This is a genomic window from Peribacillus sp. NJ4 (genome assembly GCF_030348345.1).
Taxonomy (GTDB): domain Bacteria; phylum Bacillota; class Bacilli; order Bacillales; family DSM-1321; genus Peribacillus.
The window spans coordinates 963,415-983,873 of the sequence record NZ_JAUCFQ010000001.1 but is presented as its reverse complement, the minus strand read 5'-3'; the positions used below and the strand labels follow the sequence as shown (position 1 = coordinate 983,873).

Here is a 20,459-nt window from a genome sequence, read left to right as displayed (position 1 = left end):
TCCAGATAATTTCTTGACCCGGATTTTCTACGATACAATGGATACCCTAATGCACGAGATGGTTCACTTGTATAATCGGATACATGATGTTCAAGACGTTACCAGGAGTGGGGCATATCAATATAGGCAGCCAAACTCATTTCCACTCACTCCTTGTTATTCCTTTTTTAACTACGCACCCGTTTATTGCATAAGAAAAAGAGCTGCCAAAGCAACTCCCTTATTGAAGTAAAGCACCTGTTAGTTTAAAAATCTGTTTTAGAAAAGACTTTTCATCTTCTTTAATTCCATGACCAATTATTGAACTGTTATTACCTTTCCTTAAACGAGAACACTGCTATTAACAGTGTTCCCATTGTTCTTTTGTTCGTCATCGACCTATATCAGTTTTCTGAAATATTAGAGAGGTAATCAGCCAGTTGAACGAAGGTTCCTGAAAAGCCCTCCTGAACCATTTCTTGCGACTCCTCGTATGTTTTCATTTCCTCCTCAGTTGGGGATACAGGTGTCCCAATCATCGTAAGTATTGTTTTACCTTCATGCTCAGCGAATGTAAAAGTATTGAGAGTTTCCAATGGCCAGTTGTCGTTAAAAGGAGCACGTACGATGTTACCCTTTTCATCAGAAAAGAAAGAGGTGTAAACGAGTTTCTCTGGAGCATTTACTTCATGATAAACAAATTTGACCCACATTACATTACCGTCAGGAGATGTCTGGCTGTAATGGAAGACACCATCCTTGCGAAGATCGAACTTAGAAATATCAAAAGCCCATCCTTTAGGGCCCCACCAGTTCTGCAGATGTTCTGATTCGGTAAATGCCTTAAATACAAGCTCACGAGGAGCATTGAAACTACGGGTGATTTCGGTTTTTGGAAACATTTTATTCCTCCAATTATTGTTTTTTATTTTGTAGCTCCTTCAGATAAAATTCCAAGCTGTCGAGTTTTTCTTCCCATATTTCACGATACTGTTCCAACCAAATGTTTAATGCCTTAAAGGGTTCTGGACGAATTAGAAAGACGCACCTGCGCTCCGACCTTCAGCTAACTCTCCCCTTAGTTGATTAATATGTCTATCCCCATTCCACAAAACATTATCGTTAGGATGAACCAAAATATGTATTCTCTTTTTTTTAACAATGTAGTTTTCAATTCCTATTAGAAAGGTGATTATCCCTGCAATTAGTCTTATAATTCCAGAGTGAAAATAATCTATACTGTTATAAGTTTGGAAATATAATATTATTGCAAAGATTGTCAATACCCATTGTATAAACAGAATAGGTTTATTTCTGTCATCCCAAAATTCTTTTCTTAAAAAAGAACGCATTATTTTATCTCCTCAATCTAAATCAAAGTCTGCTTGTAGTATAAACTGTAATGAACTAAATTGCCTAAGAAAAAAAGCTGCCAAAGCAACTCCTTTATTGAAGTAAAGCGCCCGTTAGTTCATTAAGAATTATTGAAAAAAAAATAATGCAGTAATGATTAATGTCACAGGCTATGTTAAAGTTCTGGGTGATTTTGAAAATATCATAATCATTTGTGTATCCTGATTGCAGTTATTGACAAAAGGAACGCGGAGGAGTTTTTCAAAGGATTTCCTATCGATGCATTTTTTATGAGTATCAGCGGCATTTCGTTGACGGAAGGACTAACGGATTACGGATTAGGTGAATACCAGGTAAAAATGAAGCTGCTAGAGATTTCTCGAAATTGTACTGTTTTAGCAGACAGCAGCAAATTTGATATTGCCTCCTTATTGAAGGTTTGCCAGTTTGATCGGATTGACCGTATTATTTCCGACTCTAAGCTGTCGGAAAAAATATTGAAGAAGTATGAAAAAGAGGGTATAGAGATCGTAAATAAATAGAATCATGCATGTTACGTTGAGGAAAAGCGAATATTGGCTTTTCCTCTTTTAATTTGGTTAAAGTTATGAAAAAAATGGTTATTGTGGCAATTTACACTAAAACCAAAAATAATCCACTTTAAACTAACATTTTCTTAACATTTTTTGTGTATATTTATGTCGAAAAGAGGTAATTTGTGATAAAAGTTGTCTTTTTGTGTGGATTAGGAATGACTTATGGTGGTCGACATCAAATCGAAACATTCACGAATCATTTAGCGGTTTATGTTAAAAACGAGCCTTTTCCAGCATTAAGAGTAGAGTTATCTACTGAAAAACGGAATATAAGGTGATGTTTGAGCGCTGGCATCATGATATGAATTCACCTATATTACCGATTTATTATTAGCAAAATCAACCAAAAATACCTTAAGAGGAGTAGATATCAATGAAAGACGAGCAACTAAAACACGAATCAGAAAAATTGTCGAATACTATCTTTGAAAAAGGAATGGATCGACGCAGTTTTTTGGAAGGTACAACGAAGATTGCTGGGCTTACCCTTGGATTATCGCTAGTAAACTCACTAAATCTTGAGTCAGCTGGAGCAACATCAAAGCTTGGTTTGCATAAAAACCCCGATTTAGTGTTTCCAGTTATTAGTGATGTGCATATTTTGAAGAGTGGGACAACGGATCTGCAAAAGTGGGGCAGCGCATTGCATCAATTGAATGAATTAGTACCAAAACAAGATGCTCTTGTTGTTGTTGGTGATTTAACAGAGAATGGTTACATAGAAGAGTATGATCGATTTATGTCGATTTATGATATCAAAAAACAACCGAAGGCTGTATCTATGATTGCAATCGGAAATCATGACTATTGGAATGGTTTATCAGTAATAGATTCTCAAAAACGATTTATTGAGAAAACGGGAATGGAGTCGATTTACTACCATAAGGTCGTCAAAGGTTATCATTTCATTGTTCTTGGTACGGAAGATGGTAAAACAGAGGGAACCTTTTCAGTGAAGCAAATTGAATGGTTGGGTGAACAATTAAAGTTAGCAAACACTGATGATGCGAAAAAACCAATTTTTGTCTTCCATCACCAGCCTATCAAAGGAACCATTTATGGAAGCGAATGGGGCTTCTCTGCAAATAGAGACCTTTTTTACGATACTTTAAAAGAATATCCGCAAGTAATCACGTTTTCTGGTCATACACATTATCCATTAGATGAACCAAGAACAATCCACCAAAAGGATTTTACTACACTTGCAACTGCTTCTCTAAAAAATATGTGGGTTGAAGCTGGGTATATTCAAGGAGAATTACCTAAAGGAGCCGAAACGTTTAGCCAAGGTCTAATTGTAGAGGTTCATGGAGACAAAGTGTTCATTCATCGTCGTGATTTTACTCAAAATGATTGGATAGGCGAACCATGGGTAATTGACTGTCGAGGTGAAAAGAATTCATTTAAATATACAGAAATGAGAGATCAAGTAAAACCTCGTTTCCCGAAAGGGTCAAGCATTTCGATTGTTGATACCACTAGTACTGAGATGAATATCATGTTTAATCAGGCCAATGATAATTCGCTGGTACATTCTTATAAAGTAGTAGCGAAGAACAATCTAACAGGACAAATAGTAAAAGAGTTTCGTGCTTTCTCAGAATTCTACAAAGATCCAGTACCTAATCCATTCGTTCAGCCAGTTAAGGGGTTACAGCCTGGTACAAGCTATAGTATCGAAGTATATGCAATTGATTCATTTGGGAATATAAGTGACACATTTTTGAAAATAGATGGAATAACGAAAGCATAGGCCGCTCTCTAATTTAGCTTTAAATTTCAGGAGATTAATAGGAGGACATTTTTTGGCAAACAAACCGCTAAATCGTCGTACGTTTTTAACATATATGGGAACAGGTGCGGCTGCCACTTCTGGTCTGGGTATTTTAAGTGAGACAGCCAATGCCCAAACTGACACCCTATTACGTGTTAAACCGAAGAAAAAAGGATTTAAATATTAAGGAGGAAACACTATGTTTCAAAATATTGGGATACCTGGATTAATATTAATTTTAGTCATTGCCCTCATCATATTTGGACCATCTAAGTTGCCCGAAATTGGACGTGCTTTTGGAAGTACATTAAGAGAGTTTAAAAACTCTACGAAAGATTTAATTTCTTCAGACGAAGAAGAAAAGACGCAATCCAAGTAATTTTGAAGAGGATGTAGGCAACAAGCTTGCATCTTCCTCTTGTTTTTAGAAAAGGAGAAGTTGTATGACTAATCAAGAAATGCTTTTGGTTGAGCACCTCGGAGAACTCAGGAAACGGTTAATCTATACTTTGGTAGCTTTTATCGTTTTCTTATTTGGATCATTCATTTATGTACAGGAAATTTACACATGGCTTATCCGTGACCTCAACCATAATTTAGCAGTATTGGGGCCAAGTGAAATCCTCTGGGTGTATTTCATGATTTCAGGAGTGATCGCGATTGCTCTTACTATTCCGATTGCTGCCCATCAAACATGGCTATTTGTAAAACCGGGGCTTTCTGAAAAAGAACGAAAAACGACCCTATCGTACATTCCTGGATTATTTGTCCTCTTTATTACCGGCTTATCATTTGGTTATTTTGTAGTATATCCAACCGTACTTTCCTTTTTACTATCCCTGTCTGAAGGACAATTTGAAACGATGTTCACATCTGAAAAATATTTTAAATTCATGATTAACTTGACACTGCCGTTTGGATTTTTATTCGAAATCCCGCTTGTCGTCATGTTCCTCACCTCTCTTGGTGTCATTAATCCTATGACTCTTTCAAAAGCGCGAAAGATATCTTACTTTTTGCTTATCGTTGTGTCTATTTTAATTACACCACCTGATTTTATATCCGATATATTAGTTATCGTACCACTTTTAGTGTTGTACGAATGTAGTGTTACATTATCAAAAATCGTATACCGAAAAAAATTAAAAAAGCAATCGGATATTGTCATTGAAATGAAGAAAACGTCTTAATTAAGGAGGAGGAAGATGAATTGCAGAGTTTATCTAAACCTGTCAATCATAATTGACAGGTTAGAAACTTCTTTCACTCAAATCCAGCAGTTTACTTCCGATGTTTCTCATGAACTTCGTACTTCCTTAACGATTATGCGAGGAGAATTGGATGTTGCTTTAATTAGAAATAGAAAACAGCACAAAGTAAAAAAAGGGTTATCTATGGTAACAAATACCATGTCATAACCCTTTTTTACATGTATCTCGGTCGTACCCCTATCAAAGGTTTATCTAAAAAAACAAATTTCCGATTTTCACCCCTTGTTTCATTTACCATTATTACATCTCTTACTTTTTCATTTACTGTGAATGTTGGTGTTTGTTCTGAGTTGTTGTTAGATGAAATAATTTTAGAGCTTGAATTAGATTTAATACTTTGTTCCTTTAGGCCATCTTGTACTTCTGCTTTCGCAGCATTGTCATACTTTTATTTGGAAGAACAACCAAACAATAAAACTGAAGATAAAACTAAAACAACAAAATAGTGTATTTTCATTATTTCTCCTTGCAAATTTAGGTTTAATATTATTGACGTTATATGTCCAATATAGTATAAATTTCATGGTATAAATTTACACATTAGTCTTCATTTCCTTATGGAACTCTCCTGCCCCTTTAGTTGCATAAAAAAAGAGCTGCCTTAAAGATAGCTCCAATCTTGAGCTAACGCACCAAGTTTAAGACTATTTAAAACTAATCACCTATGGCAAATATATGTTTTTTTCGCTGTAACGCTTCTATGCAAATAAATTTTAACTCTTTAGCAAAACATCTAACTTTTTGTTCTTTGTCCTCCCCTGTGTATTTATTAATTACGCCATCACATATACCTATTAATTCATTAATCTCGTCTCTATACAATATTGTTTCACCATAAATATGAAGATTTAGAAGTAAACCAAACTCATTATTAGAGTCCTTTTCCTTGCTTAAAAGATATGAGTGTATTCCCTCTTCAAATTCTACATATGTTTCTTCCTTATACGCTTCTTTATAGGTGTTAGCTAAAATGAAATTGATTCCACACATTTACTTCACCCTACCCTGCCTATTTCTAACTATTTTAGCAGATTGTACTCAAGTCCCTTATTGAACAAACCTGCCCCTTTAGTTCATTAAGCAAAAAGGCCACCAAATGGCAGCCCCGGTTCTCAACTAACGCACCCGTTAGCCATCCATGAATCGCAAAAATCGGCGATTCACCACAAAGAATGAAAATGGTTGGGAAGTGTCAATACTGATACTGACCTTAATCCAGTCAACCCTAATCCATAGACTAATTAATTAACGCTCTCCTCTTTTTTTTAAACGATTGAGCAGGGTCTACTTAAGTATTGTCATTTTTCATTTTTAAAGAAACTTATTTTCATGGTAGTTCTATAAGAATTTTATTTAACCTCTAACTTTTTGCATCAATTATCTGTTGAATAATTTCTATGCTTTTAAGATCCTTTGGACGAAGTGTTCTTCCTGTTCCTTGTTCGTAAACTCTTTTTTCCTCAAGTAATTGGTATGGGTTTAGAACATTTATTGATACACCTTGTAAATTATAAAGTTCCATTGGCAAGGCATCTTTCCTCCATACCCAATCTGGAAAACCGTTAGCGACTATATCGCCATTATCAGAATACCTAACAAATACAAAACTCACATCGACATTGTTCTTGAGGAAATCGGTTTGAAACTGGCCTACTGGCTTTATTTGAAAACCAGCATTAACAAGAGCCTGTTCCAAGTGCTCACGATACTGTAACCAAGTAACTAAATCAATATCAGAATGTGACCGAGTAATCCTTCCAAGAAGAAAATCTATCGCCCATCCGCCTCGTAGCCACAGGTTAAAATTAAGTGATAAGCAAATTTCATTTATTTCAAGAAGTATATTTAATTGTGATTTGCCTGTATCATTTTCTCCGGTAACATTCTTACAATCCATCCTCATACACACCCTTTATGTACTAAGATTTTAAGCATTACCTTATTCTGCATAAGGATTGCAAAACCCTTTTTTAACTAACCTGCCCCGTTTGTTGCATAAAGAAAAAGCTGCCTTAAAGACAGCTCCGATCCACAGCTAACCCACCCTTTAGTTGAATAATAATTATTCGTTTTCCTCAATTAGATTTCCATCTTTATCATAATATTTATAATTCCGAAATGTATATTCATTTTTATCGATTTGAGGAAAGTCCATCCAATTAACAGTTGCCTCATTAGGAGTAAACTCTTGCTCTAATTTCTCTCCATTTTTAGTTACTTGCATTTGAAATGTATGATCATTTTTAATCAGTTCATCTAATGTAATCTCATATAGTTCGCTCATATGACAGTTTTTCGTATATGTTTTGCGGAATAGGTTCTTTGTCTGAGTCGTGTTCGTCTGTTGGTTCAAGCCGTTTAGCTGGAACATGGTGAATAGTGTTTACCTTATTAGGAGGAATATGCGGTCCACCGGCTAAATAGCCGGTGGCTTTTTCATTATGTAAACAATTAGTTTTTTCCAATGCCAAAGACTGTACCTTCATTAAAAATCAAATGACAGTTCAGGCATGAATTGATTCATATGTTTTTGGATTTCGTTATATTTGTCAGACTGATCACTCAAGGTTTTCATTGGAATGATCTCATATGGCCGGTTGACCCAGGTTGGCAGGAATTTGGGATTTTGCAGTTCGATTTTCACATCATCCCCGGTTTGGATTTTCTTTACGCCAATTTGCATAATACCGCCGATGTCTTTGTAATCTCCCTGCTGGCCGGATAAGAAATTCCCAAGCGAATAAGCAACAAATGCCCGTTCGCCGTTTGGTTTTGTAAGCCATGAAACAGGCTGCAAAACGTGTGGGTGGTGGCCAATAATAATATCAGCACCTGCATTAGCTGTCGTTTGAGCAAGCAGCTTTTGTTCATCATTAGGCAACCGTTCATACTCTTTGCCGAAATGCAGACTGACCACAACGACATCTGAAACTTTCTCTGCTTCTTTAACTTCCGTCTGGATTCTCGTGGTATCAATTAAATTCACAAGATACGGCTTCCCCTCAGGAACAGGAATCCCGTTCGTTCCATACGTATAGCTGAGAAACGAAAAGGTAATATCGTTTCTTTTTAATATCCGAATGATCTTCTGGTCTTCAGACGATTGATAAGCTCCTGTATAAGGCATCCCAATACTGTTCCAGTGGTTAAGCGCATTCAAAATGGCCTTTTCTCCTCGGTCAAGTGTATGGTTATTGGCGATTGTCACGAGATCAACCCCGTTTGCCTTTAGAGCATCTCCCACCTCTACTGGTGAATTAAAGGAAGGATATGAGGAAAGCCCTATTTCTTTCCCGCCAATCATCGTTTCCTGATTAGCCACCGTAATATCCGTTTTCCCCAGATAGGGCTTCACAAATCGGAACATCGGATTAAAGTCATACGAGCCGTTTGACTTGCGGGCGGGTATATACACCCTATCGTGAATTAAAATATCTCCTACAGCACCTATGGTTGCTGCAGTTACTTTTTGTTTCGGAACAGGTGTATGAACGTGAGATGAAGCGTTTTCGGGTTTAAGTTTCTTTTTATTTTCTGCCTTTGTTTCCGAGACTTTTGGTTCCTCTTGAAATTGACCTTTTACAAATGGTGCAAGAATCCATAACAAACATATAAATGTAGCTAGAAACACTAGTATTCTTTTCATGGCAAATGCAACCTCCTACTATTATAGTAGGGTGTTTTTAGGAAATAACAACAAAAATATCTATTTGATATTTAAAATGAACACATCATTTGTTTGAAACAGAGTACGAAACAGGAAAAAAGTTAGACATATCATGTGTTGCTATGTCAGATGTGCTTGCTCTCTCATCAGTCGTATACAAAGCATTTCCGTTTGACGCAGTCCATTCCAAAAGGCTACTTAAAGCAAATCGCGAACGAAGCGAATGATGAATAGACTTACTAGAAGTGAGCTAACTTGTCACTGTTCAACGAATGGCTAATTTTAAAAATGGGCACCAATCATATGTGACCACTTTGGATATCGGATAAAAGCCCTTCTCATATAGAGAGGGGCTTTTTTAGGCTCATTTACTAGAATCATTTAGTGATTGATTTCATAACACATATTTAAAATATCTTGTAAATTTTGAGTACACTCATAGTAGACAATTAAAAATGCTTGTTACTTTAGGTGATAATTAGCACTTATTTTAAGTGCTAATTTGCACCTAAAAGAATCAACTGTAGGGATTGATCAAAAGGTCCTCATGAACCCACATATTAGCGTAAATAAAAAGAATCCATTTTAAAAAAATAATCAAAATGGATTCTTTTCTAGTGATTTAGTATACGGTTTTTATAAAATATTTTTATTATTTTTAGTGATCCTTATAGAACTAAACCAGCTAATAGGATGTCAATATCTTTCTCTAAAATTTTCATTTCCCTTATGATATACTATTTTTGTTCATGACAAATAACCCTCCAAAACCCTTTTGGAAGGATTTTTCTCTGTTTCACAAAACCGTTAATCAGGCTAAATCTAGGAATGCTTCTTTTCTCTTTAATAAAGCGTAAATCCAATGAAGAAGTTTATTCATACAGGCAACGATCGCCACTTTGGCTGGCTTTCCTTCTGATTTTTTCTTATCAATGAAAGCTTTAAGCTTTTTGTTTCTTGAACTCCTTATGCCGCATAGCACGGCAAGATACAGGGAATGACGTAGTCTGCTCGAACCTCTTTTAGTAATACGATTAATGGTTGCCGTATACTTACCCGATGAGTGAACACTTGGATCTATTCCAGCGAAGGCAACCAGTCTTTTCGGATGATTAAACCGATCGATTTCACCAATTTCAGAAATAATTGTGGCTGCGATTTTTTCTCCGATACCTGGAATCGATTGGATGATCTTATATTCCTCAATTTCATTTGCCAGGGCCACTATACGATCTTCCAAATCAGAGAGGTGTCCCTGGTAATGAAAAAGCAACTCAATATACATACGAAGATTGATTACGTGACTTTGATACACATTTTTTTGGTATGGATTTCGAGATGCGGAGTCCATTATTTTTTTGGCTTTTTTCCATGCCCATTGACCCGATCGGCTAGGACAGAACTCTATAACACTCTCTGCTAGTTTACTTTCCCCGGCTGTTAACACCACCTCTGAAGTGGGATATTCCTTTAATATCAATAAAGAAACCCTTGAATATAGATCCCCAAAAACCTTCCGGTATTCAGGAAACACTTGATCTAAAATGGTGTGAAACTGAAGTTTAGCTTCCACATACATATTCGTTACGATTTCCTGTTGTCTGGACAAATTCCGAAGGTCTAATAGCTGAATTCCTCTAATTTTATGAGGTTCAAAATCCTCTTTGTAATACAGCACACACAACTGGTACGCATCGATAGCGTCTGTTTTTACCTTCCGTAAACTGGTCTTCTTTGCCTGATAAGAAATAATCGGATTTAGTAAGATATATAGAATCCCTTGTTCCTCCAAGTATTGAATAACAGGAGTATGGTAATGCCCTGTAGATTCTAAAATGACCATAGGCATCTGCCCTGTCACCTCTTCAATCTCTTTTAAAAAGTCTAAAAAATGATCTAATTCCTCTTTGATGTGCTTCATTGAAAAGCTCTTCCCATACGGTTTAGATTGATCTAAAAATGCCTGAACTTGACTCTCTCCTTTTGCCACATCCAGACCAACAACTGGATTCATTGTTTTTCCCTCCTCTACATACTTACCAGTACCCCTAGTCCTCCATGTAGTGTCATAGCTTCGCTTGTTATACGAGATCTACGTCCCAACCAGCCTCAAACATGTTTCTACAAATAGGGGGCGGACTGTTTAGTTCACGGGATCAAGTCCCACGCACCCGTACGTCCTACCCTGGCTACTGATATAATAGATTCTATTAAAAAAAGGTCAACCAGTAAAAACTGGCTAACCTTATAATACGAAAGCACCCGTTAGTTCATTAACAAAGCTTACCTCTATGGTTGATGGGGTGACTTTTTATTTTGGTTTTATTCTCCCCGTACATATTCAGGATTAAATTCGAATGGCAGGAGCAAAGGCTTTTTTTGACGAGTTCTTCTATTGATAATGATGAACATTGTATTCTTTAATAATAAGTTCTAACTTTTTGATTGAATTCACAGAGGTATACAAGAGATATAGGTAAACAAATGTGACGATAATTTTTGTATCCCCCAAAAAACATCAATTCAAATTTTTTGAGGGACAGTTTGAAGTCAAATATGTTTACTTTTTTTGGCGTTCCTGGTCTTTTAATGCTATTTTTTCAAGTCCATTATGCGCAAATTCTACATCTTTTCTAGGTAAAGCATCATTATTCTTCAATTGCTTATTTTTATTTTTAGACATTTTTCCACCCCCCTGTAGTTTGAGTTAGTGATACATCGTGGATGCCAATAAATACACGATTTAAAGATACTGTGTAATATTTTTTCTTTTTCGTTATCGGCAACCAGTATTTTTAGTTTGCGTTCTTTTTTGCAGGCTATGCTATTTGAGATTCTTCTTCAACCTCGTGATTTTAACTGATCAATAATTCTAATAGGATTTTTGAATAACTGATTGTCATTGATCTTACAGATAGTCGCATTAGGAGGATTGCTGCCAAAACCATCTGAAATAGCGAGTTTACTCCCATCATTTATGATAACTTGGCCATAAGTCGCTTTAAGCTATAGCACCTGTTAGTCAACAAGGAAATCCTTTAATCGAAAAACTCCATATGTGCTTTTTCTTGTTTGTAGTAATCCATTCTATCTTGTAAAGTACCTGTATGAAATTCAAACTTATGGCCATCGGGGTCAGTAAAATAAACAGATTTCTTATCTTTTTCATCTCTTGGACGACCTGACAAGATGTTTACATTCAATTCCATTAGTTTCTCGTACATTTTTACAAAGTCGGCTTCTTTGATTGAAAAAGCTATATGTGTGTATGAATGGCTTATTTCATTACGGGGAATATCCTTTTCTACATTTAGGGCAATCCACATTCCATTCAAATCAAAATAGGCAGTATTTCTTCCCTTAACTAACAATTTTGCATCAAAAACATTTTTATAAAACTCAATGGAATTCTCTAAATTAGAAACTGAAAATAAAAAGTGGTTCAAACCTTTTATAGACACCATATCACCTCAAAATAAGAATTCTTAATTATTATACAAAGGAAGTAAAACCTTATTGTAATAACCTGCGCCGATAGTTCCATAAGAAAAAGGCTGCCGTAGCAACCTTCCCTATTGAAGTAAAGCACTCGTCAGTTTAAGTACAATATTTCATAATATAATTTCTGAATTTCATTTTTATATTCAATTATCATCCTTTTTATTTTTATCTTATTGGTAAAAAAACATAAGTCATGGATATGCTGAAAGCTAACTTTCGGTTTTGTCAGAGAGATCGCTATTGATGCGACACATTTTCTGAGATCTTTCGTTTCATTAAAACCTCACTTTGGTAAATATCTCCCCAATCTCGCATGAGGTAGTTGATAGGTTTTAATGTTTCTCCAAATGCAGTAAGAGAATATTCAACTTTTGGAGGAATCTCCCGATATATTTCACGATGTACAATACCATCCTGTTCCAATTCCCGAAGTTGTAACGTTAACATACGTTGTGTGGTATAGGGCATAAGTCTCCCTAACTCGCTAAAACGTTTAGGGCCGGAAATTAAGTTATATAATATGATCCCTTTCCATTTGCCTCCTATCACATCCACTGTAACGGCAACAGGGACAAGCAGTGGTATCAGGACACTTTTCCGTTTTAAAGTCCTTCATATCGACACCCAATCTTTTTAAGTATCAAATTGTATACTATATTACAAATTTTATCCTATTCAACAAAAATGTACGTACTTTTAATTTTATATTATATAAAGTATCATTGATTTTGCAAGCAAAGACTAAATATTCACTCTCTTCACACTATTCATCATTAAAGATGTTCCTAATAAAATCGGATGGTAATATCTCCGGTGTATTAATCCTTAACATGAATAGGTGATGAGACATTTTCCCATAAAATAAAAAGGAGTGACTAGAGTGAAATCACAAATCATACAATCTTTTGGTAAACCATCCGTATTTCAATATAAAGAGATTTCAAAACCTGAACTACAACCTGGACATGTACTTATTCAAGTAAAGGCTACAAGTGTAAATCCAATTGATACGAAAGTCCGTGCTGGTGCAGTTCCGGCCGTTGCACCCGAGTTTCCAGCAGTATTACATGGGGATGTGGCCGGTTTGGTCTCTGCTGTGGGTGAAGGAGTAACCGAGTTTAATATTGGGGATGAAGTGTTTGGATGCGCGGGTGGATTTAAAGGGACTGGCGGTGCACTTGCAGAGTTTATGCTTGCAGATGTTGATTTACTTGCTCACAAGCCGAAAAATTTGACGATGGAAGAAGCCGCAGCTTTACCGTTAGTTGCCATTACCGCTTGGGAAGCATTATTTAATCGGGCAAGGCTTACACCAGGACAAGATATACTGATTCATGCAGCCACCGGCGGTGTAGGACACATTGCCATTCAACTAGCCAAATGGAGAGGAGCGACAGTCTATACAACTGCCTCTTCGCAAGAGAAGCTGGAGATTGGCACGCGTCTTGGTGCTGATGTAACCATTAATTATCGAGAAGAAAGCGTTCACGATTATGTACAAAAATATACAGACGGAAAAGGATTTGACGTTGTATTTGACACAGTAGGGGGTGAAAACCTTGATCGCTCCTTTGAGGCGGCCGCGGTACATGGAACGATAATAGCCATTGCTGCACGTTCGACTCATGACCTCTCCCCAGTGCATTCAAAGGGACTTTCTCTCCATGTTACCTTTATGTTGTTGAAGATATTAAACAAGGACCTGCATAAACATTATGGAGAAATCTTGAAGAAGGTTGCCAGGGTGGTTGAGGAAGGGAAGCTGCGCCCGCTTTTGGATTCGAACATTTTCACGTTTGATGAAGTCTCAAAAGCCCATGAGTACATGGAGTCAGGCAAGGCGATAGGAAAAATTGTTTTGAAAAATAGCTGGTAATATTACATGCACATTTGAAATGCCTTAGCAACTTTACGTTCTTTTAAAAGTAGATGGTCATTAGAATCTTTATAAGATCCTCGATGTACCGTCTGCTTTTATTTTTAATTACTGTAAAAACCATCAGGGCATAGTAATAGAAATCGGCAACTTTAAGATAATTTGAAACCACTAATACTCTTTAAATAAATGTTTTTGTCAATTTCTTTTCGGTTACATCCTTTTGTTCTTCATTCAAAAAACCATACTTTAATTCATTTTCTTATAGAACTAACCTGCCCCGTTAGTGCCATAAGAAAAAGCTGCCTTAAAGACAGCTCTGATCTTCGGCTAACGCACCCGTTAGTTTAAGTAGATTTCTTCACAAACTTTTTAGTATTTCAAATAATACAGGAATGCTACCCCATTTATTGCATAAAAAAAGGAACTGTTGATCAGCTCCTGGTAATGAAGTAAAGCACCTGTTAGTTTAAGTAGGCTTCTTCACAACTATCAGTTTTAATAAAGAAAAAAGCCAGTTTTCCCTATAGTAATGAAAACTGGCTTTCTTTATTTAGACCAATACCATTATATTTCCCCTTGATTAATTCGTTTAATTAACTCTTCAAGCCAATAAATTGTGTGCTCTGTTCTAGTTGAAACATAGCCACTCATAAATTCAATAAACTTCTCGTGACCTTCGTCGACCTGAATCTGCTGTTCAAAATCCTTAATTTGCTCCCAACGATCCCTGATATTTTTTGATTTTCTTTTCAGTATTACTAGTACTTCATCCCGATCAACATACTTTAGGTTTGCTAAACCAGCCACCATATCCTTAATTTCATCCGCATTTTCAAACAACTTGTAGATTAGTTTTGGTAGTTCTTCACGACCTTTAGCTGTAATTGCAAATACTTGCTTATCAGGTCGATGCTCTTCTTTTATGATTTCGACTGCCTCAACTAACCCTTTTTTTGCTAATGAATCAAAATGGTAGTACAGTTTACTTTCTGTTAACCCGCCTAGTCGATCCATTGGAATGGGTTCAGATAGCTGTTTTTTCAATTTATAAGGATAATTGTTATCCTCCATCAATTTACTCAATATAAAAATTTGAATGGGCATTCTCTTTGCTCCTTCAAGAAGAATTATCTCCTTATTATAGCAAAACTAAGCTGTGACTTCCGTTGCATTCTTTACACTTTCCGTTTCAGCCTTTGTTTCCGGATCTTCTATTGGCATTGGTTTATGGATAAAGGCGACAATAGCAATATTAATTAACAGTGAACCTGCACCAACTGCAACCATTGACCAAATATATGGACTTGGACTAATGCTGCCAAATAGGTTTGCGAAGTATGCCTGTACCGAATAATACATTGGTGAAATGTGGCTCATCCATTCATATGGCAAGTACATCATATCACGTGTAATTGTGGCACCATTTGCTAATGTTTGTATTAATAAAATTGGTAAGTTTAAAATCATACCGCCTTCACCAATTAAGAAGATAATAATCGCTGTAAAGTTGAAACATACCATATAGTTTAAAATTTGTTGTCCTACTAAACTGAAGAACAGGTCACCACTTGGCTCATTGATTAAATATGTTACACCTAAAGCAACTAAAGATGATACAACCGCAACCAATAACGCAGTTAATTGTACATAGTTGAATAAACGTGTTTTACTTGCTTTTCCACGACTTTCTTTAAACGCACCTACTAATTGCATCGCTCCGATCATCGCACCCGTATAACCAGCCATCGTTAGGAACATGGGCAGCATATTATTATTCATACCGTCTGGTACTTCGTTGATTGTCACTACGTTTCCTACGTAAGCCGTTTCAATCTTTTTTGCTAATTCAGCAGCTTGCTCTTCTGGTACATTAAAGTTCATTAATACACCTTGGGCTGTTTGTTCTGAGAATTGTGTACTTAATTGATTGTTAATTTCGTTAACAACTGAATTCATAGTAGAAGAAACAGTTGTTGCCCCTGCTTCATTAATTGTAAAGTCGATACCTGATGATGCTTCACCTTTTTGCATATCCGCAGAGAATGTTTCAGGAATGTGTACGACTAATGATAAATCATTGTGCTCTAAATCGTTTAAGGCTTGTTTATTTGTTAAATCCCTATCGATTTCTTTAAACGGTAAATTTTCTTGTAACTGGTCGGCAATCTTTGCCCCATATTCACCGGCATCATCATTGACAATAGCAATCGGTAATTTATCGATATTCCCTGGAATTGATGTATAACCAGGCAAGAAGATGCCTAGCATTGCAATGGCATAGAAAATCCCCATGAAGATTGTCGCAGTTGCACCTTTTGTTTTTAAGAACTGAGTAAATTTCATATGTTGTATCCTTCCTTAAGTAAGAATTTATTTAAATCAAATCATACCACTTTAATAAAAGCACTTTTATTGAAGTACTCTAATTAAAGTACTTTTATAGTTTATTTTATTCCTTTTGCAAAGTCAATTAAAAAAACGCTCCATTTTTTATGGATTATTTATCCAACAGTGCAAAAAATAAAAATACTCCCCATACAGCAGCCCAACGGAAATGTGCTGCTATGGGGAGTATTTTTATGGTTTTCATTCTTTGACGGACCTTAAAAATTAGGTAGTTGTAAGTTCCAAACTGACCCTTTCGCGCCATAAGAAAAGGAGCTGCTGATCAGCTCCTGGTTATGAAGTAAAGCACCCTTTAGTTCAACAAGAGTGTAATGTATATAGTAAGTGAAGTTCTCATTATATGTAATGGATGTCGAAATGAGGGGATATTAATTCCATGCTTTGTAAATCCCATTCAAAGGTAAGTATAGCTGATTGTTTCGATTTATGTGTTAGGAGGCGTACACCATTTTTTATGATCATGCTTTCTGCATCCCAAAAACGGACAGTTTCGTCTTCACCAGTACGATTACAGACAATTACGGGCAGTCCTGTTTCTAATGACCTTTGTTCCCATTCTCCCTCTGGACCATGTAATCCGGGACCCCAGGAAGACGGTGCAATTAATATTTCTGCTCCTTTTTCAAATAAGTTGTATGCAATACCTTTGGTATATGCGTCTGCACAAATCATGATACCAACCTCAACATTGTCTGTTTTTATAGGCTCCATTACATCACCTGAAGCTGACCAATCATCAATAACACTGATTTTTCTCTGTTTACCTAATAAATGACCTTTTTTATCTATGACAAACACAGAATTATACAACTCTCCGTTACTGCCTTTTTCAGGGCAACCCAAAAATACAGTGCTTTTCAAATTCTTTAGTTTACGGCTCAAATTACTCATCCAAGCATCAGGTTGCCTGTTAATCCATCCAGTCCCAATCTTATGATTGAATTGAAGCCCGCTGACACATAGTTCGGGTGTTATAATCCATTCCGCATTATTATTTGATGCTATATGAATGGCTTGTTCAATTAGTTTTTGGTTATACTCCACATCACCAGCGATAGGCAATAGGTGTAATAAAGCTATTTTTATTCTTCTCATAGTGATCTCCCAAACATCAACTTATATTAATGGCTATGCTTGTAATAATTGTAGCATAGACATTGATTTGCTTGTTCAACTATCCAGCCCCTTTAGTTGCATAAGAAAAGGCTGCCGCATCAACATTCCTTATTGAAGTAAAGCACTCTTAAACCCTTTAACTCATCTTTCTAGTTCGAAAAGGAACTTTTGATTCACTCTTATATTTTGCTGAGGTTATTGCTCAGATTTCTCATCAGCAGGTCTTCGTTTATGCTTTTCTATATGTACCCCCTCACTCTAACGGTTTCCAATTTGGGTCCTTTATTTCGGACTTATTTGGCTTTCTTACATACCGCAAACTTCTTTCACCTTTAGCCCTGAATTTTTTAAAATTTTGTTGTGCTTCTCTAAAGGAAACATAATTTGCACCATCCTCATCTGGATGTTCATATTGGTAACCATCATCTTCCCAAAAACAGATTTCACAAATATCATACGTTCCTGGAGGTTCTTCATCTAAAGTTTTATATCCACAGCAAGGACAAGTATATTTCATGAAATCACCTCTTAGTTGTTTGTTTTTCTTTTTTATAGTTAAACATAACTCTTCAATTAACTTGCCCCGTTGGTTAAGGAAGAAATAAGTTGATCGTACATTCAAGAGGCCACCAATTGGCGGCCTTCTTATGGAGCTAACTCACCCGTAGTTCATTAACAATTGAGGTTATAAATATATCTAAAAGTCTCATATTTTCCATACTTGATAACAGTTTTAAATTCTTCCCCACCATTTTTATCCTTTAACAAAGCATCCATCTTATCATCTTTAATATTGTAATGTCTCTTATTCAGAAAGCCTACACTTCGGATTGTTGGATGGTCTAAAATTGGTGATAGGTCACCATCTAACACATTAGTATCAACAAATCTAAAGTCAATTAGATTAGGAAATTGATTTAAAAAATCCAAATTCTTAATAGGACCGCAAGAATTAAGGCACAGAACCCGAAGATTTTTCAGAGAGAATAATTCGTCATTTGGTACAAATTTCTTAGATTGATTAATATGTAAATGTTCTAACGTATTGGCTAATCCAGACAAACCCAAATCATTTTGTAATTTAGTACAATAATGTAATTCTAAACGCTTTAATTTATTCATTTTTTCTACCCCAAGGAAATCTTGTATATTGGACCAGTTTAATTCTAGATAGAGGAGATTTTCAGGAATACCATCAAAGTTACCCAGCTTATTCTTTTTATGATGCCAAAGAGTTAAATACTCAATGTTTTCAAACTGCATCTCATTAAACTTATCTTCTTTTAAGTTTAAGTAAGATTGAAGATTATCTGGTATTTGTTCAAACCAAATCGTATTATTTCTCCAGTTATCCATTTTGAATCGCCCCTATCATTATTTCTTTTATCTTATCATTTGAACTTATTAAACTAACTGCCCCTTTAGTTGCATAAATAAAAAGCTGCCTTAACGACAGCTCCGATCTTCACCTAACGCACCAGTTAGTTCTATAAGAAAAACGATACCTCTTATTGAAGTATCGCACCCGTTAGCTGAATAAGAGCTATCGGCTATCTAACAATATATTTAATTTAATTAATGATTCATTTATATCATTTCTTAATTGTTGTTCAGAAATTTCAAAGGAAGTCTCTTGTCCAGGAAGACACTCGTGCCAGTAACAATCTGCTGTCTCAAACACCCCATTCAGTATTTCAAAAAACGTCTCATCGAACTTATCATTCCACTTTATGAAATTTTTCATATAACGAGTTTGAAATTCATCTGCAGAAATCTTCCTCTCTAAAAAATCCACCATTATATTCTTATATTTGTTTACGAACATTTTTATCCCCTCTCAATAGAGAATCCAAAGGTAAATTAGTGATATTATAACATTTCTTAATGAACTATCCTTCCCCGTTAATTGCATAAAGAAAAAGCTGCCTTAAAGACAGCCTACCTTGGCTACTGATATAATAGGTTCCATTAAAAAAAGGTCAACCAGTAAAATAAACTGGCTAACCTTATAATACGAACAAACCTGTTTGTTAATTAAAGACTTACTAATACCAACCAACACCCTCGTTTTCATAATTGGGATGAAAGGGATCTCAGTGGTTGATGCCATTATTTATCCGCGGGATTTTCCACCTGAAATATTAACGGTTGTACCTGTAATATAACTAGAACGGTCTGAAGCTAGATAAGTGACCAATTCACCAATTTCATCCAATTTACCAGGTCGTCCAAGTGGTATCGTTTTGCTGTAATCTGTTCCAAGACCTTCTACTGTCACTCCACGTGTGTAAGCTAATGCTTCATTATAAGCGTCTGTTGTTAAACCTGTTTGCTCATTGATCCCTGGCGCAACACCGACTACGCGGATGTTGAATTTCCCCAGCTCTTTTGCCCAAGAACGGGTAAAGCCATTGACAGCACCTTTTGTTGCCGAATAAACACTTTGTCCGGAAGATCCTTCCATACCTGCCTCGGAAGAAATATTAATGATAACGCCTTTATTATTTTTCACCATTACTCTCGCAACTGCCTGAGCACAAAGGTAAGGTCCTTTTTGATTGACGGCAACCATGAAATCAAAGTCCTTTTCACTTAACTCATACTCCGGCTTTTCGCCACGGAAATCAACAAGTAAACGTGGTAGGTTTACACCAGCATTATTAACTAAAATATCTACAGTTCCAAATAACTCGGTGGCTTTAGTGACCATTTTTTCAACGCTTTCTTTATTGGTAACGTCGCATTGGATATGATAAGTTCCATCAGTTTGTTCGCCAGTATTTACATTTAGATCGGAAACAATCACCTTTGTACCGTTCTTTACTAAATGTGCTGTAATTTTCGAGCCAATTCCAGAGGCACCACCCGTAACGATTGCCACTTTATTTTCTAATTGAGGCCATGATTCATTCATTCT

General features: G+C 36.0%; 25 protein-coding genes. 8 read left to right on the top strand and 17 right to left on the bottom strand.

Annotated features, from left to right (window positions below; translation table 11 throughout):
* Positions 1 to 383: 383 nt before the first annotated feature.
* Together QUF94_RS04975 and QUF94_RS04970 are read right to left on the bottom strand one after the other, a co-directional pair.
* Positions 384 to 881 (bottom strand): SRPBCC family protein, encoded by a 498-nt coding sequence (locus QUF94_RS04975; RefSeq protein ID WP_289314863.1) that lies wholly within the window; start codon positions 879 to 881, stop codon positions 384 to 386.
* Between the two features lie 132 nt (positions 882 to 1,013).
* Positions 1,014 to 1,331, bottom strand: a complete 318-nt coding sequence (locus QUF94_RS04970) for a hypothetical protein (RefSeq protein ID WP_289314862.1) — start codon at positions 1,329 to 1,331, stop codon at positions 1,014 to 1,016.
* Positions 1,332 to 1,544: 213 nt separating this feature from the next.
* Between QUF94_RS04970 and QUF94_RS04965 the strand changes: the two genes are divergently transcribed.
* From QUF94_RS04965 to QUF94_RS04935, 7 genes are all read left to right on the top strand, one after another.
* Complete coding sequence (locus tag QUF94_RS04965; RefSeq protein WP_289314861.1) at positions 1,545 to 1,874, top strand: DeoR/GlpR family DNA-binding transcription regulator; 330 nt, start codon at positions 1,545 to 1,547, stop codon at positions 1,872 to 1,874.
* 427 nt (positions 1,875 to 2,301) lie between these two features.
* Positions 2,302 to 3,681: a metallophosphoesterase gene (locus tag QUF94_RS04960; protein ID WP_289314860.1), complete on the top strand. Its 1,380-nt coding sequence runs from the start codon at positions 2,302 to 2,304 to the stop codon at positions 3,679 to 3,681.
* Between the two features lie 52 nt (positions 3,682 to 3,733).
* A complete protein-coding gene (locus tag QUF94_RS04955) occupies positions 3,734 to 3,889 on the top strand; it encodes a hypothetical protein (protein ID WP_289314859.1) in 156 nt (51 codons plus the stop codon).
* Positions 3,890 to 3,901: 12 nt separating this feature from the next.
* On the top strand, positions 3,902 to 4,081 hold the full coding sequence (locus tag QUF94_RS04950; RefSeq protein ID WP_144479126.1) for a twin-arginine translocase TatA/TatE family subunit: 180 nt from the start codon (positions 3,902 to 3,904) through the stop codon (positions 4,079 to 4,081).
* A 64-nt stretch (positions 4,082 to 4,145) separates the two neighbouring features.
* Positions 4,146 to 4,892: a twin-arginine translocase subunit TatC gene (gene tatC, locus QUF94_RS04945; protein WP_289314858.1), complete on the top strand. Its 747-nt coding sequence runs from the start codon at positions 4,146 to 4,148 to the stop codon at positions 4,890 to 4,892.
* A 15-nt stretch (positions 4,893 to 4,907) separates the two neighbouring features.
* Positions 4,908 to 5,120: a histidine kinase dimerization/phospho-acceptor domain-containing protein gene (locus QUF94_RS04940; protein ID WP_289314857.1), complete on the top strand. Its 213-nt coding sequence runs from the start codon at positions 4,908 to 4,910 to the stop codon at positions 5,118 to 5,120.
* 11 nt (positions 5,121 to 5,131) lie between these two features.
* Entirely contained in the window at positions 5,132 to 5,419 is a 288-nt protein-coding gene (locus QUF94_RS04935) for a hypothetical protein (RefSeq protein ID WP_289314856.1), read from the top strand.
* Between the two features lie 208 nt (positions 5,420 to 5,627).
* Here QUF94_RS04935 and QUF94_RS04930 read toward each other — a convergent pair whose 3' ends face one another.
* The 8 genes from QUF94_RS04930 to QUF94_RS04895 form a co-directional block, all read right to left on the bottom strand.
* A complete protein-coding gene (locus tag QUF94_RS04930) occupies positions 5,628 to 5,963 on the bottom strand; it encodes a hypothetical protein (RefSeq protein ID WP_289314855.1) in 336 nt (111 codons plus the stop codon).
* Positions 5,964 to 6,333: 370 nt separating this feature from the next.
* On the bottom strand, positions 6,334 to 6,870 hold the full coding sequence (locus tag QUF94_RS04925) for a nucleotidyltransferase domain-containing protein (RefSeq protein WP_289314854.1): 537 nt from the start codon (positions 6,868 to 6,870) through the stop codon (positions 6,334 to 6,336).
* Between the two features lie 165 nt (positions 6,871 to 7,035).
* Positions 7,036 to 7,344, bottom strand: coding sequence for a hypothetical protein (locus tag QUF94_RS04920; protein WP_289314853.1), 309 nt, complete (start codon positions 7,342 to 7,344; stop codon positions 7,036 to 7,038).
* A gap of 114 nt (positions 7,345 to 7,458) precedes the next feature.
* Positions 7,459 to 8,619: a CapA family protein gene (locus QUF94_RS04915; protein WP_289314852.1), complete on the bottom strand. Its 1,161-nt coding sequence runs from the start codon at positions 8,617 to 8,619 to the stop codon at positions 7,459 to 7,461.
* 832 nt (positions 8,620 to 9,451) lie between these two features.
* Positions 9,452 to 10,654, bottom strand: coding sequence for an IS110 family RNA-guided transposase (locus QUF94_RS04910; protein WP_289314851.1), 1,203 nt, complete (start codon positions 10,652 to 10,654; stop codon positions 9,452 to 9,454).
* Between the two features lie 546 nt (positions 10,655 to 11,200).
* Positions 11,201 to 11,323 carry a hypothetical protein gene (locus tag QUF94_RS04905; RefSeq protein WP_284702828.1) on the bottom strand — a complete coding sequence of 41 codons (123 nt, stop codon included), beginning with the start codon at positions 11,321 to 11,323 and terminating at the stop codon, positions 11,201 to 11,203.
* A 355-nt stretch (positions 11,324 to 11,678) separates the two neighbouring features.
* Positions 11,679 to 12,104, bottom strand: coding sequence for a FosM family fosfomycin resistance protein (fosM, locus tag QUF94_RS04900; protein WP_483313633.1), 426 nt, complete (start codon positions 12,102 to 12,104; stop codon positions 11,679 to 11,681).
* A gap of 274 nt (positions 12,105 to 12,378) precedes the next feature.
* Positions 12,379 to 12,696, bottom strand: a complete 318-nt coding sequence (locus QUF94_RS04895; protein ID WP_289314849.1) for a winged helix-turn-helix transcriptional regulator — start codon at positions 12,694 to 12,696, stop codon at positions 12,379 to 12,381.
* Positions 12,697 to 13,021: 325 nt separating this feature from the next.
* Between QUF94_RS04895 and QUF94_RS04890 the strand changes: the two genes are divergently transcribed.
* Positions 13,022 to 14,017 carry a zinc-dependent alcohol dehydrogenase family protein gene (locus QUF94_RS04890; RefSeq protein WP_289314848.1) on the top strand — a complete coding sequence of 332 codons (996 nt, stop codon included), beginning with the start codon at positions 13,022 to 13,024 and terminating at the stop codon, positions 14,015 to 14,017.
* Positions 14,018 to 14,584: 567 nt separating this feature from the next.
* Here QUF94_RS04890 and QUF94_RS04885 read toward each other — a convergent pair.
* The 7 genes from QUF94_RS04885 to QUF94_RS04855 form a co-directional block, all read right to left on the bottom strand.
* Positions 14,585 to 15,124, bottom strand: a complete 540-nt coding sequence (locus QUF94_RS04885) for a PadR family transcriptional regulator (protein ID WP_289314847.1) — start codon at positions 15,122 to 15,124, stop codon at positions 14,585 to 14,587.
* Between the two features lie 45 nt (positions 15,125 to 15,169).
* Entirely contained in the window at positions 15,170 to 16,363 is a 1,194-nt protein-coding gene (locus tag QUF94_RS04880; RefSeq protein WP_289314846.1) for a YhgE/Pip domain-containing protein, read from the bottom strand.
* Positions 16,364 to 16,762: 399 nt separating this feature from the next.
* A complete protein-coding gene (locus QUF94_RS04875; RefSeq protein ID WP_289314845.1) occupies positions 16,763 to 17,521 on the bottom strand; it encodes a carbon-nitrogen hydrolase family protein in 759 nt (252 codons plus the stop codon).
* Between the two features lie 274 nt (positions 17,522 to 17,795).
* A complete protein-coding gene (locus QUF94_RS04870) occupies positions 17,796 to 18,059 on the bottom strand; it encodes a CPCC family cysteine-rich protein (RefSeq protein ID WP_289318288.1) in 264 nt (87 codons plus the stop codon).
* A 155-nt stretch (positions 18,060 to 18,214) separates the two neighbouring features.
* The gene (locus QUF94_RS04865; RefSeq protein ID WP_289314844.1) at positions 18,215 to 18,898 is read right to left on the bottom strand and encodes a hypothetical protein; all 684 of its coding nucleotides are present in this window, start codon (positions 18,896 to 18,898) and stop codon (positions 18,215 to 18,217) included.
* Between the two features lie 187 nt (positions 18,899 to 19,085).
* Entirely contained in the window at positions 19,086 to 19,367 is a 282-nt protein-coding gene (locus QUF94_RS04860) for a colicin immunity domain-containing protein (RefSeq protein WP_289314843.1), read from the bottom strand.
* 288 nt (positions 19,368 to 19,655) lie between these two features.
* Positions 19,656 to 20,456, bottom strand: a complete 801-nt coding sequence (locus QUF94_RS04855; protein WP_289314842.1) for an SDR family oxidoreductase — start codon at positions 20,454 to 20,456, stop codon at positions 19,656 to 19,658.
* Positions 20,457 to 20,459: the final 3 nt, after the last annotated feature.